Raw genomic sequence first — 13,861 nt, forward strand, 5'->3', positions numbered from 1 at the left:
TCGGTTATCGTTAACGGATTGATTACCAAGATATTAAGGTGATTTAGAAATGGGATTCAAATGTGGTATCGTCGGTCTGCCAAACGTGGGCAAATCCACCCTGTTTAACGCGCTTACCAAAGCGGGTATCGAAGCGGCGAACTTCCCGTTCTGTACCATCGAACCGAACACCGGCGTAGTGCCAATGCCGGACCCGCGTCTGGACCAGCTTGCGGAAATCGTGAAGCCGCAGCGCATTCTGCCAACCACCATGGAGTTCGTGGACATCGCGGGCCTGGTAAAAGGCGCCTCCAAAGGCGAAGGTCTGGGTAACCAGTTCCTGACCAACATTCGTGAAACCGAAGCGATCGGCCACGTTGTGCGCTGCTTCGAGAACGACAACATCATCCACGTAAACAACAAAGTGGATCCGGCTGATGACATCGACGTCATCAACACCGAACTGGCGCTCTCTGACCTCGACACCTGCGAGCGCGCGATCCACCGCGTGCAGAAGAAAGCCAAAGGCGGCGACAAAGACGCGAAAGCTGAACTGGCTGCGCTGGAAAAATGTCTGCCACAGCTGGAAAACGCGGGCATGCTGCGCGCGCTGAAAAACCTGACTGAAGAAGACAAGGCAGCTATCAAATACCTCAGCTTCCTGACCCTGAAGCCAACCATGTACATCGCCAACGTTAACGAAGACGGTTTCGAGAACAACCCATACCTGGACAAAGTTCGTGAAATCGCAGCGGCTGAAGGTTCTGTGGTTGTAGCCGTGTGCGCTGCCGTTGAATCCGACATCGCCGAGCTGGACGACGCTGACCGTGAAGAGTTCATGGCCGAGCTGGGTCTGGAAGAGCCGGGCCTGAACCGCGTGATCCGCGCGGGCTACGAGCTGCTGAACCTGCAGACCTACTTCACCGCTGGCGTGAAAGAAGTGCGTGCGTGGACCATCCCTGTGGGTGCGACTGCACCTCAGGCGGCCGGTAAGATCCACACCGATTTTGAGAAAGGCTTTATTCGCGCGCAGACTATCGCGTTTGAAGACTTCATCACCTACAAGGGTGAGCAAGGCGCGAAAGAAGCAGGCAAGATGCGTGCGGAAGGGAAAGATTACATCGTTAAAGATGGCGATGTGATGAACTTCTTGTTTAACGTTTGATTGGTTTTGAATGAAAAAAACCACGCTCTGGCGTGGTTTTTTTTAAGTTAACGAACTTATCCCCTCTTGCGCAGATAGAACTCCAGATATTTTTTAGGTCTATCCTGAAACGCACGCTCTTTGCCGTAGTTATAAGCATCGTTAAAATATTTATACGCTTCCTCGAATTGATTCAACTCATAACAGACCATGCCGAGATCGATTAAGGGTGCAGTGTCTATATCCGATCCACGTGTCCGTAATGTCGTCTCTCCCCATTTCTTCGCCTCAGCGTAATCCGCGAGATCAAAATATGCGCTGTATATGCAGTCAGAGATCCAGTTGGCGAGCTCCCATTCGAGCTTTGGCTCAGGAAGCGTTTGCCAGGCTTTTTGGTATTGCTCTAAAGCCTCGGCGTATTTTTGGTTGCCGTGTAACTCGTTTCCTTGTTCAATTGTATTTGTTATAGATATTTGCATACTAAAGCCCTTATCCATTTAGATAAAAACACCCTTTCTTAAACAACAACCAAATATAATAAAATGCATTGCTAAATTTTGATTGCAGATTATAAAGTTATTACATTGCAATCAATCATCTTATAGCATATAGTTTTTAGTATTAATGCCTCTATAACATTCCAATCACCTCCGCCGAGGCCTGCCCCTATTCTTGGCATTTGTATTGAAAGGCGGTGCACCAAAGCAAAGTCAGATAATTTTTCAAGACAAACAGCCAAGGATGAATAACATACATATTGATTTTTGTCATTGATATTTTTCTTTATACCATCCTGCGCATACATATTAGCAATAAATATTTGTTCTTGCTCATCAATCTTGACAAAATCAACCACCCCTAATTCTGGAATGTTATTTTCTTTGAAGCTACTGAGATAGTGTTTCTTTGCAGCAGGATATTTATTTGAAAGGGACAGAACAAAACCTTTACCCCATTTCCCTTTATTATTCACAATATGAGCAATAACTGTGGATTTTTTCAAAGGTTCCACAGCATCTCCAGATAAGTAATTTATTCTCTTTTTTTCTTGCAATGAAGCCGTTGATCTTTCCCAGATTGTTTCAAATTCATCATTCGAAATTTCTTCGGCGTCACTTAAGTCAAGTTCGCTTTTCTTACCGTCATACAGCAGGAAACCAACTTTTTCATTTTTATCTAGCAAAGAGGAAGAAGCATAATAATCACCATCTATAATATTTATTTGTCGAGTGGCCACCTCTCCTATGAATTCATTGAGGATAATCCCTTCACCTGCAATAAAATCAACATTTCCTTTATAATATTTTTTCACCTCAACCACAACTCCTCCCACTTTTAACAATTCTTTTAGAGACATCGAGATCTTTTGTGTTTAAGATCAAAAATGTATTTTTCCGAGGTTCAATTACATCTAAGCCAGTAACATCTATTTCGACAAAATGGCTTATGCCTTTTAATTTCCTCGCGTCACCATATATATCAGCTGCTAATTGACCCAGAGACATTTTTCCAGTTCCTCCAACATCCTTGAGTGTTCGTCCGCCAATCATTTCAGGTCTGATATTAGTGAAGTATTGTCCATCCCCGAAGCGGGCGTGTATATCTCCTGATGAAGGTCTTATTACACCACTTTCCGTGATACCTTTCATCCCTTCTTCAGTCGTGTAGTGAATTAATGTTTTAGGCGTCAACCCCCACGGATCCACCCACCCCAGCGCATTCGGCGCATACTGGTAAAGGTTTATCCCCCCCGCCAGCCCTATCGGGTCCTGCTGCGTAAACCTTCCGCAGTCCGGGTCGTAATACCGGAACAGATTGTAGTGCAGCCCTGTCTCACGGTCCAGGTATTGCCCCTGCATGCGCAGGTTCTGAGAATATCCTGATACCTGCGTCTCGCTTTCCCGCAGCAGCTTGCCCCAGGCGCTGTTCACACCTTCCCAGCGCACCTGCCCTTCGATATCCGTCATCCGCTCCGGCGTGCCGTTCGGCTGGCAGTGGAACCAGAAGATCTCCGGGGCATCTACGCCGTCAATACGCGCCAGCGGGTCATAGCTGTTCTGATCGCTGTAGACGTAGGTGAGCGGCACATCCCCGTGCACCTCCTGCAGCAGCCGGAACCCTTCCCAGACAAACTGGGTGGTGACCGGCTTGCCGGTTGGCTGTCCGCCCAGTATCTGGCGTCGCGTTTTGCTGATGCGTCGACCAAGCGGATCGTAGCGGAAGCTGACCTGCGTCTGCGGCCTGTTGCGATCCCGCGGCTGGCTGATGACCTCCGTCAGGCGATGCTCGCCGTCATAGCGGTAGTGCCAGCGGGTCTGGCCGTTATCCTTCTCCACGGTGCGGCCGTGGATGTCATACCGCCAGCGAATGCCGTTCAGCTGCGTCAGGCGGTTGTGCGTGATCTTCTCAGCAGAACCTTCCAGCGGGTTACCGGCAGCATCCCAGCGCCACTGCTCCTGTCCGGGCAGCGTACCGTCCTGAACCAACAGACGCCCGGCGCTGTCGTACTGCCAGCGGTACCAGCTGAACGGGTTATCGTCCCGCTCTTCCCGTACCAGGTTATTGCGGTAATCGTAATCCCAGCGGCGGGACCAGCGGCGCGGCGACGGGCGCTGGGCATTGCCGGTAAAGACGTCCCGCCGATGCAGGCGACCAAGACGATCGTATTCGCTGCGGGTGGTCAGCCCCCCCTGGGTGCGGCTGGTCTCGCGGTGAAGCTCGTCGCGGGTAAAATCAGAGACCGACAGCTTATCGAGGGCGATGCTGAGCAGATGCCCGCTGCCGTAGTAGAACTGCTTCAGCTCGCGGCCATCGGGCAGCGTGACGGAGGTGCGGTTGCCCAGCGCGTCATACTCCCACGCCAGCTCGCCGTGCTCGCCCGCTTCGCGCGTGACGCGACCTAGCGCGTCATACTCAAAGGCAAGCTCCTGCTCTGCCTCTGTGGTCCACGCGTCGGCTGAAAGCGCCGGATGCAGCCCTATCCGGCTTAACAGGCCGGACGGCGTGTAATGGTAGCGGGTCTGGCCTTCCGGCGTGGTGCGGGCGACCAGCTGGCCGCTCGCGCTCCAGGCGAAGGCGTGGGTGATGGCCTCCGGATGACCGGCGGCAAACGTGCGCGCAGTCGTGCGTCCGCATGCGTCGTAGCGATATTGCGATGCCACGCCATCGAGCCCCACCTCTTCCAGCAGCAGCGAGTCCGCGCCCCAGCGGAACTGGTACGCTTCGCCGTTTTCGTTTTCCAGGGCAATCAGACGCCCGCGGCTGTCCCAGCGGCGACGGACCTCTTCGCCCTGGGTATTGCGCGTGGCGATTAAGCGCCCGACCTCATCGTATCTGAACTCACTTTCTTTTCCGTCGGCGCCAGCATGCTTCACCGGCAGGCCACGTTCGTTCCATTTGAGCGATTCCGTCCAGCCTTCCGGGCGATCGAGCTGCACAGGGCGCCCCGCGGCGTCGTAGCGGTAACGCGTCTCTTCACCGTCGGCGCTAATCTCTGCCATCAGCCAGCCCAGCGGGTGATAGCGATAGCGGGTAATACGCCCCGAACAGTCCGTCGCCCGCACAATCTGTCCGGCCTCGTTGTACTCCTGGTAGCGGCTGTTTCCGGCGGCATCGACCTCCTCAACAACCTGCCCAAACTCGTCCCGGCGCAGCAGCGTCGTCTGCCCCATCGGGTCCACCACGCGCTTCAGACCGTGGTGTTCGTCGTACCAGAAGCGGGTGGCGCTGCCGTCGGCTTCGATAATGGCCGAGGGAAGCGCGCGGTGTTCCAGCCAGGCGGTGGTGCGGACATTGCCGTCGGCGTCGATTTCCTGAACCCGGTTGCCCATTTCGTCGTAGACGAAGGTGACGGCATTGCCGAGCGGATCGATGCGACGCGTCAGAAGCTCGTTGTCATCCCACTCGTAGCGCCAGTTTTCACCGCGCTCGTCAACGTAGCGGATAATCAGATTTTGCGCGTTCCAGTAGTGGCGGCGCGTCTGACCGTCATAGTGCTCGACGGTCGTCAGCCCGGCGGCTAAATCGTAGCTAAAGCGGCAGCCGTCGCCGGTACTGGTGCGGTTTTCCACCACGCGCCAGTGGTCGAACTGTTTCCAGCGGTATTCGCTCTCCAGACCGCCCGGCATGCGGTGCCAGACCATCAGCCCGTGCTCGTTATAGCGGTATTCACGCGTCACCACGCCGGAGGCATCCGTCGCGCTCGCAAGCTGGCCGCGCGCGTCGTAGCCCCACTGCATCAGCGGCCATGTCTGGTTGCCGTCGAAATGGCTGGCAGCGGTAACGCGCTGCGGGAAACGCTCATCCTCATAGCGCAGGGTGACGTCGATTGCCCGCGGCTCGTCGTGCAGACTAACCAGCCTGCCGTATTCGTCCCACTCCGTCAGCAGCGCGTTGCCGTATTCATCGCTGAGGGAGGCCAGACGCAGGATGGATGGATTCGCCCGGGTCGGTTTATAAAGACGCCACACCGCGCCGTCGTCGTCTGCAATTGCCACGTCGCCGCTCTCATTGCGGCGGATAATAATGCCTTCGCTGATGCTGTAAAATGCGCGGTCGACAGGCGGCAGCTCGAAGCTCAGCTCGCGCCCGGTTTCGTCAAACCAGGTGGCATTGTTTTCTTCCAGCGTCAGATAGCTGTCAAACGTGGTTGCCCAGCCCAGACCGAACAGTCCTTCGCGGGTTGTCAGGCTGTTGTAGCTGCGCTGCCAGCGAAGCGGGAAGCGCCCCGGCAGCGAGAAATCGAGTTCGTCGTCGTCATTCAGCACCTTCACGCCGGTGGCGGCGTGAACCGGGTGCGAGGAGCCAAAAACGGCATTCACCGCCATATCGGCCAGCATCCCGCCGCCCGCCGCCGCCAGCGCACAGGGCATGTTTTTGAGAATTTTGCCCGGACGCCCGCGCAGCAGGGAAAGCGCAATCATCCCCAGCGCCAGGCCCGGCGTTTTACCGCTTTTGATATCGCGGACCGTGAGCGTCTCCCCGCCGATGATCACGTTCGGGGAGACGTCGTTGGAAACGGTACCTTCACAGGTGGTGCGATCTTTGGCGCGAACCGCGGGCTGCCCGTTGATAAAGACGCTTTTAGAACCTTCCGCCAGATACTGCGGCCCGGAGTGCTTTTTGCACGCCACCTTGTCTTCCTCCAGCGGTGAGGTTCCCGCGGCGGCAGAGGCCACGCTCGGCTGCCACATTTCGCTGCCAAATTGTCCGGCGGCGGAAAGCAGCATGCCCGCGTAATCGGCAAAGCTGCCAGGCGACTGCGGCTCAGGGGACGGCGTATCGGCGGGCGTCAGCGTGCCTGCCGCGCGCGCGGCAGGGATTGCGTTGGTCAGAACGTTATTCGAACCGGTGGTGATTTTGCCCGCAGGCGACGGCGGGAAAAGCACGTTGCCTAACCCTTCCGCGGCGTTGCTGATATCGTCGGTGATCCCCGCCACGTTCGCCAGCACGCCACCAATAATTCCGCTTAACAGACAGCTGGATCCAATCGCCGCCACGCCTGCAGCTGCTGCCCCCGCCCCCAGCAATGGCGCCGCTACGGTTGCTGCTGCGCCTACCGCCGCACCGATCACCGCATAGGCGGCACCTTCCGCCACAATGCTGGTGATGTCAGCAAAAATGCTGGAGTGAATAATCTCGTCGCCCTTACGAGCCGCGTTGTTATCGCTCATGCCTTACACATTCCGGTTGTCGTTTAGCGTCAGACTCTGCTTAAGCGCGCTCCAGCGCACCTCGTCCTCTTCAGTGAATGCTCTGAGCGCTGAGAGGGTAAAAATCATCAATACCGGTTTGCCCGGCGTCTGCACGGCCAGCTGTTTTTGCCACAGGCGCTGCCCGTTACGGTCAAACGTCGTCTCAACTTCCAGCCCGTTAATTTTTCCATCAGGCCCGGCCTTTACGTTCCGGAATTCACTCTGGGCAATTTCGCCCATCTGAGGACGCAGCACGTCCCACTGGCGATGAAACTCTTGTTCGTAGTCGCTGCCGTCCGGGATAACGCCGCGGCTGACCACCACGGACAGCCCGCTTTCGTCATCGCGAATAATGTTCATGCTGTTATCCTGCCAGGCAGCAGGAAATAAGGAAAACGAACCTTCCTGGAGGGTGTATTTCATAAGTGAACTCGGGATGATTAATATGCTGAGAAACAAAAGAGGCCAATCCATGCTGGCCCTTTGGCTGAATGTTTTGTTATTTAAGCCACTGGCCTGACTGTTCGACTAAAACATGGCTGCCTTTGCTGACAACCAATTTCACGGGTGCATACGTCACGGTATAAGCGATCTCGCCATTCTTGTACGTTGAGCCGATTATTTTACCTGCGGAGTCGCGCAACGTTTTTCCCATTAAGGAGATCGTACTGTTATCGCTTTTGCGCACGCCGAGATAAACCATCTCGTCACATTCGCTCTCAAAATGGCCGCATTTGTTTATCAGCGAAATAGCGAATTTATCGGTGTCCAGTTTTCTGGATTCAGCGTGTTGAACCGAAGCGGCTTTACGTAACGTATATCGCAGCGGAGCATAGTAATTTCCTTTTTGAGGAGGAGTAACTAAACGCCATTCCATTTCACGCCCCTTTATTTCCAGAACAGCCCGACCACCTACGCCGCCAAACGATGAGTTGAACTCAACGCTGGCACGATTGCCTGCGATCGTACCGCTAAGATTACGCTCATCATCTTCCGGGCAATCAATGCGGTTTCCTTTCTGGGATATATAGCAATAAGAACCGGTGATACGGTTGTCTGATTCAGCTAACCGCAGGGTTAACGTCGAGTCGTTCTCGAATTCGCCAACCCAGTCCCCGTCAAACGCGAGTTTTGATTGGCCGAACGTTGCAAAATGCATCGTATTGAATCTGACGGCCCATTGCTGAATATCGGCATGAATAACCGGGCTATTATCTGAAGACTGGTAATGAATAACGTCCGACGTCGTAACCACCCAGGCTGCAAAGATTTTGCCGTCAGGATTGATGACCATCGCGGATGCATTCTCCTGATAGAGATCTTTTAGCCAGCCTTCAACAAACAATCCGCCGCCTGTGGTGGTATGCGGTTCACCGAAGACATCAAAGTTATCAATAAAGGTCTGGTAATGATTTCCCAGCGTTTTCCTGAGATTGTCTGTCACTTCGCTGTCGTTAACAATGTGACTGACCGTGTCGAGCTTGTTGTATTGGGATAATTCAAGCGCTATTGACGTTTCAACGCCCCCTGTCAATAAAGCGGTGAACAATACAACTGCCAAATATTTCTTGGTCATAAATTACTCTGAAGAGCCATTTTTGTAATTCATGGTTATTTTCAAAACGTTGCCGTCTTTCATCTCAAACGAGAGCGCTTTTTTACCCAACTCGTAGGTAATCCACTGTTCCCCCGAATCATTGTCTACCTGACCGGTACCGTATGCGCTATTCAGTTCCTCTCTCGTTGAACCCACATGGACACCACGCGGCGTTGCGAAGTCTTCGGCAGTCAGCGTAATTTGAGACACGATATAATCATCAACGCTTCTTTCCGCTTTATCCCACCAGAGATTGGAACTGAATATAGCTAACCCAGCCCTTTGATGCTGGAAGAATTTATAATTAGTTCCGTCAAAAGTAACCTCACCGGTAAAACGGCCTTCCATCGGTACGTCAATTTTACGGGCAATATCATGAGTCCATCTGTCGCCCAGGGCGATGGACTGGTCTTTGACCTTCACGGAAAAATCCTGTTTTGTCAGAACGAGCGGCATAGCTTCTGCCAAAACCACATTGCTACTCAGACAACTAAACATCATGGAAAAACAAAGAAATATGGGCGTGTATTTTTTCACGTTAATCGTCACTGACTTGATGTAAATTACGCTTATCGCGGATGCTGCAAACCGGCAGCGAAATACCCGTACCGGCAGGAAAACACAACACCTATTAACGATCGTAACGTGACATAACGACTCGATTTAGGCATTCCTGGTTCATTACAGGAAAACTAAATGCCCATGCCAGCCCACGCTCATCAGTGGCGGTTCGATATCCCACAGATTGCCCTGCGGTATTTCCGCGAGGAATATTAGATACCTTAACATCTGGGAAATGCACTTTGACCTGGTCGAGCGTAATGCAAGGCTGTTCGATTACAAACGAGACAAGTGAAACGCTATTATCTCCGTTCCCCCATAAACGAACATCTACATCGCTGATGCGTGTTCCATCAGATAATGTGAATGGAACTGACGTATAACGGTCTTTAGCTTCTGGATTTTTTGGGACCAGTGGTTGATGGAAAAGTTTACTGACATCCTCGGCCTGTTTTCCCCAGACTGTTTTGAGTTCTTTAACAATATGCCATAAAGAATCTTGGTTCATGTTTGTTTGTCCTGCGTAAGAAAAAGTTGAAAATAGTGGGAGCAAAAAGAGGATGGTATTTTTTGTCATTCTACTTACCATAGAAACCCCCGTAATAATCGCTGTAATTGAGATCGGTACCAGAAGCTATTTCGCCTTTACCGTAGACTTTACCTATAGCTTTTGCAGCGTCAACCCGCGACAGCTCTCCACTTACCATTTTATCATAGGCTGCATTGTAAGCTTTGAGATTTTCCGGGCTTCCTGCTATATCAATATCAATACCGCCATTTCCCAGAATTTCACGCTGTATTTTAATATTATTCAAGGTTGCACCGCCTTCATCCATAAGCTGGCTGTTAACGAAATTTTCTTTACTAGAATAGTCCGCTGCAACAGGATATGTTGCATGCCCTGCTTCATGAGCCAGTGTTTGTACTGTATTGGCTGTGTCTTCCATGTGTTCAGGATCCATAACGATCAGTTTATTATCCGAATCAGTATAACTTCCCCCACCAGTCGCTCCTGGTTGAATCGCCCATCCCTTGTCTTTCAAATCTTTTAACTGAGTTTGAAGGGTAGGAGACTTATTGATTTCTTTTACAACATCGTCATTGAAAGGCATAACATCTGAGCTATTCGGATTATTTTTGTAAACATAATTCCCTTTCAAAGGCGGGGCTGTTGTTGACGCCGAAGCTGGAGCAGGTTTCGATTGGCCTGCTGCTGGAGCCGCAGCGGGGGCAGGACGATTAGCGCTCTCTTGCGGCGAAAACTTCGCCTGCACCGCCGCATCGATATCCCCTTTATGCCCCGACCCCGGAGCCGTTGTGCCCGGCTTTGTGCCAGAGGTATTCAGATGCAGCTTACCGCCAGTGGTGATATAACCATCCCCTTCCACAAAGAAATTAAACTCTTTGCCGATCAGGTTAATCTTGCCGTTAGCGTTCAGCTCAATGGCGCTTTCACCTGAGACCAGCCGCAGCTTCGTCCCGGAAGCAATGACATACTGCTCCACCGCCGCATCCAGCTTGCCTTTACCCGTCAGGATCTCGGTTCCGCCTTTCACCGCCTGAGTCTGGTTCGCTTCCACGCGATGCAGCTCATTTTTCTTCACATAATGGCTGCGCGCTCCGCCGACGCTGTGCGTTTCGTCATTTTTAACGCTGGTGTCCATGTTGCGCTCGGCCTGGATCCACACCTGCTCTGCGCCCGCTTTATCCTCAAAGCGCAGGGCGTTGGCGTTATCCACGGAGCCCCCCTTAGAACGGCTCATAAAGCCCATCTGCGTCGCCGCAGCCGGCAGCGCCCACGGCGGCATGCTCGCGTCGTTGTACACCCGGCCGGTTATAATCGGACGGTCCGGGTCGCCGTTGATAAAGTCCACCACCACCTCGTCGCCGACGCGCGGTATCTGCACCCCGCCGTAGCCCTGGCCCGCCCACGCGCTCGACACGCGCACCCAGCAGGAGCTGGTGTCATCCCCCTTCGCCAGACGGTCCCAGTGAAATTTCACCTTCACGCGGCCATATTTGTCCGTCCAGATACTCTCGCCCTTCGGCCCCACCACTTTCGCGGTCTGCGGGCCGTAGGTGCGCGGCCACGCCGTGCTCTGCGCCGGACGGTACACCACCGCCGACGGGATGACCGTAAAATCGGTGCGGTGAATGGTCTCCCCCTCGCCGCTGGCATAGCGGTTCTCTTCGAAGTGGTAGCCCGCTGCCGTCACCAGATATTCGCCGTTGTCGCTGAAGAACGGCGCGTTGGTTAACGTGAAGGTGTGCCCCGGCGCTATTCCCGCCGCCGTGGCGGTGGCCTGAATCTGCTGGTGCTCAACCTGCCAGCGCTCCTGACGGATACGGGCATAGAACTCCCCGTGACCTTTGTCCACAAAGCGTCCCGGCCAGTCGTACACGTCGATGCTCCCCGGCTTCGGCGACGCCGGGTTCTGCTGGGCCTGGAACAGCCACGCGTTCGGCTTGCGGAAGTCATAGTCGTCGAGGCTGTAAATCCCCGGCGTCACGCTGTCCTCCAGCGCCCACTGGCTGATACCCTCTTCATCCGTACTGCCGCCGGACGGCGTCTGGTGGTAAGGAATGACCTCATAGCCGCTGAACGGCTGATGCTGCGTGGCGGCGTCGGTGAGCACCAGGGTGTGTTTGTCCGCCTCGTGGCTGAAGTGATACGCAATCCCCTCCAGCTCCATCAGGCGGCTGATGAAGTCCAGGCTCGACTCCTGATACTGCACGCAGTAGTCCCACACCCGGTAGCTGCCGGTGAGTTTATCCTCAACGTTAACCTGATGCTCGCCCAGCAGGGTTTTCACAATCTGCGGCACCGTCTGCCCCTGGAAAATACGCAGGTTGCGGTCGCGCTTCATCGGCCACAGGTCCGGCTCCACCGTCAGCTGGTACACCGCATAGCGCGTGCCCGTCAGCTCAACGGCACTGACCGCCACGCGGGTAATCTTGCCGTTAATGTACCGGGAGGTCAGCAGGTTCTGCGTCGGGATGGTCACCGTAACCGGCTGGCCGAGCAGCCTGCTGCGGTCAATGCGCGCGTCCGTGCCGAGCACGGTCAGCGTCAGCGCGAACGACTCGGACATCGCCTCGCGGCCCGTCAGTTTCCAGAACAGAAGCCCCTCCACCGGGAGCTGAACGGTAATTCGGTTGAGCATAATCTTTATTCCACTATGGACTAATCTCAGTGCCAGAAGTTAACTCATCTTCAATACGCTGGCGGCTATGCTGTTGATATGACAATGCGTAGCGGTAAGATATTCTTCCTGTGCAACAAAACAAAGCCACATTTTATGTGGCTTTGTTTGGAAGGCATTAAATTAATATTGTGAAGTCACAATTTTTCTATATGAAATGTAGAAAGAATGATTTCCATGCATCGTTTATTGGCTTCGTAAGAATAATTCCGATGATTACGATGAGGCCCAACCACCTCAACGTAACACCATAAACCATTAATTTTAAAAATACGCATGTCGTAATAAGCCCTGATATTCTCAGCAGCACTGACTACCTCTCCCGTACAGCTATAAAGATCGCCTGTAAACGTGGGGTTGATATCATTTGGGATGCTGGCAATGTTCGATGTCGTAAGAGAGACCGCACTATCGTGGCGGTTAAAGCGCGCAGTTGCTTCATCGAAAATAGCCTGCGCTGAGGGATAATCAGCCTGACGGAAAAGACAGAAATTAATCACTCCATGGTTGACGTTACCTATTGTGTGTTCAATTACCAGACGATTATCATCCAGCGTACGCACCTGCCATGAATCCGGAATTTTAAAACCACTGTCATTTTTGTTGCTCAGGCTAACTGTTTTCAACAGTTCTGAAAGCATCAAATTGCTGCGATGCATCAAATCCCAGTTGATAGCAATCAGGAAAATAGTATCGGCAGTCGTATTGTAATCCTTAGAAGCACAAGCCGTTTTCAAAAGGAAGTAATTCCCACCACCACTTACTGGGTTATAATCCTTCTGCACCGTATACCGTGAAACGACCTCATCACCCGAGGGCATCGTTTTAATGGACAGGATATCCGCAAACTTCCCACTTCCTGAAGGATGCGTGATTATCCTCTGGTTCAATATTTTCTCACCCATTAAATCGAGCTTGTTGATTAGCCAATCTGACGCATTCATCTCCCACTGGCAGTGTTCGTATGCCGCCCAGACTTCAATATAGGGACCGGTGTCATCGGTGATATATCTGCCGATGTTCGTCAGTCCAACCTCCTGAAACGTGACTGGCTTTATTTCTGCTGGCTTAATATTCTTTGGTAACAGCAGCCAGTAGTGAAGCATCTCTTTTTCTGCAGAGGTATAGAGACATTTCCAGAAATTTTCCCGAATCTCTTTTTCCTGGTCTTTCATCTCAAGAGGAAAAAGATACGTTTTTTCAGTAACCATTATGCAACCTCACTCGTCACGCTTACTTAAGCCATAACCCTGAAAACATAAGGAAGCTTCCGAAGCTAATTAAGCTTTTAGCAAAGATAAGTAAGCCAGGCGCCACGGCACGTGTCATAGACGATAATTTTTCATAATTGTCCGCGTTGTATCTTTTGTGCCCCCCCATAATCCCGGAAAATAGCGTACAGAGCAGCACTACGGTGACCTTTAATCCCCAGACGCACAGGAAAGACATAGAGAGAATGATAGAATAGTGTTTGGCCGTTGCGACGGAAAACAATGACATTGACTGGGCAAGCCATTTCAACGTAAAGCCAATGACGACCGTAGCCACTAACACCAGAACGAACATCAACCCCGCCAGGAGCCACTGTTTTTTGTTAAATAAATCTTTTCCATTCCAGATTAGCACTAGTGTCCAAATCATAAAGAGAAGAAAGAAAAACCAATGCATCACAACGTTCCCCATT

At 52.6% G+C, this 13,861-nt stretch carries 11 protein-coding genes; 1 reads left to right on the top strand and 10 read right to left on the bottom strand.

Annotation, left to right across the window (positions count from 1 at the left end):
• The first annotated feature begins 49 nt into the window (after window positions 1–49).
• Entirely contained in the window at window positions 50–1,144 is a 1,095-nt protein-coding gene (ychF, locus tag MX657_RS13090) for a redox-regulated ATPase YchF (protein WP_010432886.1), read from the top strand.
• Window positions 1,145–1,200: 56 nt separating this feature from the next.
• On the opposite strand, the gene MX657_RS13095 is transcribed toward ychF, so the two are convergent.
• The 10 genes from MX657_RS13095 to MX657_RS13140 form a co-directional block, all read right to left on the bottom strand.
• Complete coding sequence (locus tag MX657_RS13095; protein ID WP_346805945.1) at window positions 1,201–1,602, bottom strand: hypothetical protein; 402 nt, start codon at window positions 1,600–1,602, stop codon at window positions 1,201–1,203.
• An 89-nt stretch (window positions 1,603–1,691) separates the two neighbouring features.
• Window positions 1,692–2,480 carry a macro domain-containing protein gene (locus tag MX657_RS13100; protein WP_119915844.1) on the bottom strand — a complete coding sequence of 263 codons (789 nt, stop codon included), beginning with the start codon at window positions 2,478–2,480 and terminating at the stop codon, window positions 1,692–1,694.
• Window positions 2,437–6,795: an RHS repeat-associated core domain-containing protein gene (locus MX657_RS13105; RefSeq protein ID WP_346805946.1), complete on the bottom strand. Its 4,359-nt coding sequence runs from the start codon at window positions 6,793–6,795 to the stop codon at window positions 2,437–2,439. The genes MX657_RS13100 and MX657_RS13105 overlap by 44 nt, the downstream gene beginning before the upstream one ends.
• Window positions 6,796–6,798: 3 nt before the next feature.
• Window positions 6,799–7,239, bottom strand: coding sequence for a DcrB-related protein (locus MX657_RS13110; protein ID WP_023330599.1), 441 nt, complete (start codon window positions 7,237–7,239; stop codon window positions 6,799–6,801).
• 76 nt (window positions 7,240–7,315) lie between these two features.
• Window positions 7,316–8,392, bottom strand: coding sequence for a hypothetical protein (locus MX657_RS13115; RefSeq protein ID WP_346805947.1), 1,077 nt, complete (start codon window positions 8,390–8,392; stop codon window positions 7,316–7,318).
• Window positions 8,393–8,395: 3 nt separating this feature from the next.
• Window positions 8,396–8,950, bottom strand: coding sequence for a hypothetical protein (locus tag MX657_RS13120; protein ID WP_244288138.1), 555 nt, complete (start codon window positions 8,948–8,950; stop codon window positions 8,396–8,398).
• Between the two features lie 94 nt (window positions 8,951–9,044).
• Window positions 9,045–9,551, bottom strand: coding sequence for a hypothetical protein (locus MX657_RS13125; RefSeq protein WP_244288139.1), 507 nt, complete (start codon window positions 9,549–9,551; stop codon window positions 9,045–9,047).
• Between the two features lies 1 nt (window position 9,552).
• Window positions 9,553–12,138 (bottom strand): type VI secretion system Vgr family protein, encoded by a 2,586-nt coding sequence (locus MX657_RS13130; protein ID WP_346805948.1) that lies wholly within the window; start codon window positions 12,136–12,138, stop codon window positions 9,553–9,555.
• A gap of 176 nt (window positions 12,139–12,314) precedes the next feature.
• Window positions 12,315–13,388: a hypothetical protein gene (locus MX657_RS13135; protein ID WP_346805949.1), complete on the bottom strand. Its 1,074-nt coding sequence runs from the start codon at window positions 13,386–13,388 to the stop codon at window positions 12,315–12,317.
• A 22-nt stretch (window positions 13,389–13,410) separates the two neighbouring features.
• A complete protein-coding gene (locus MX657_RS13140) occupies window positions 13,411–13,845 on the bottom strand; it encodes a hypothetical protein (RefSeq protein WP_252001836.1) in 435 nt (144 codons plus the stop codon).
• Between the last annotated feature and the right edge of the window lie 16 nt (window positions 13,846–13,861).

The sequence above is a fragment of the Enterobacter chuandaensis genome, assembly GCF_039718975.1.
GTDB classification, from domain to species: domain Bacteria; phylum Pseudomonadota; class Gammaproteobacteria; order Enterobacterales; family Enterobacteriaceae; genus Enterobacter; species Enterobacter chuandaensis.

Coding starts and splice junctions, on each gene's coding strand:
- ychF (WP_010432886.1), top strand. CDS start 50: ATGGGATTCAAATGTGGTATCGTCGGTCTGCCAAACGTGGGCAAATCC.
- MX657_RS13095 (WP_346805945.1), bottom strand. CDS start 1,602: ATGCAAATATCTATAACAAATACAATTGAACAAGGAAACGAGTTACAC.
- MX657_RS13100 (WP_119915844.1), bottom strand. CDS start 2,480: ATGTCTCTAAAAGAATTGTTAAAAGTGGGAGGAGTTGTGGTTGAGGTG.
- MX657_RS13105 (WP_346805946.1), bottom strand. CDS start 6,795: ATGAGCGATAACAACGCGGCTCGTAAGGGCGACGAGATTATTCACTCC.
- MX657_RS13110 (WP_023330599.1), bottom strand. CDS start 7,239: ATGAAATACACCCTCCAGGAAGGTTCGTTTTCCTTATTTCCTGCTGCC.
- MX657_RS13115 (WP_346805947.1), bottom strand. CDS start 8,392: ATGACCAAGAAATATTTGGCAGTTGTATTGTTCACCGCTTTATTGACA.
- MX657_RS13125 (WP_244288139.1), bottom strand. CDS start 9,551: ATGACAAAAAATACCATCCTCTTTTTGCTCCCACTATTTTCAACTTTT.
- MX657_RS13130 (WP_346805948.1), bottom strand. CDS start 12,138: ATGCTCAACCGAATTACCGTTCAGCTCCCGGTGGAGGGGCTTCTGTTC.
- MX657_RS13135 (WP_346805949.1), bottom strand. CDS start 13,388: ATGGTTACTGAAAAAACGTATCTTTTTCCTCTTGAGATGAAAGACCAG.
- MX657_RS13140 (WP_252001836.1), bottom strand. CDS start 13,845: ATGCATTGGTTTTTCTTTCTTCTCTTTATGATTTGGACACTAGTGCTA.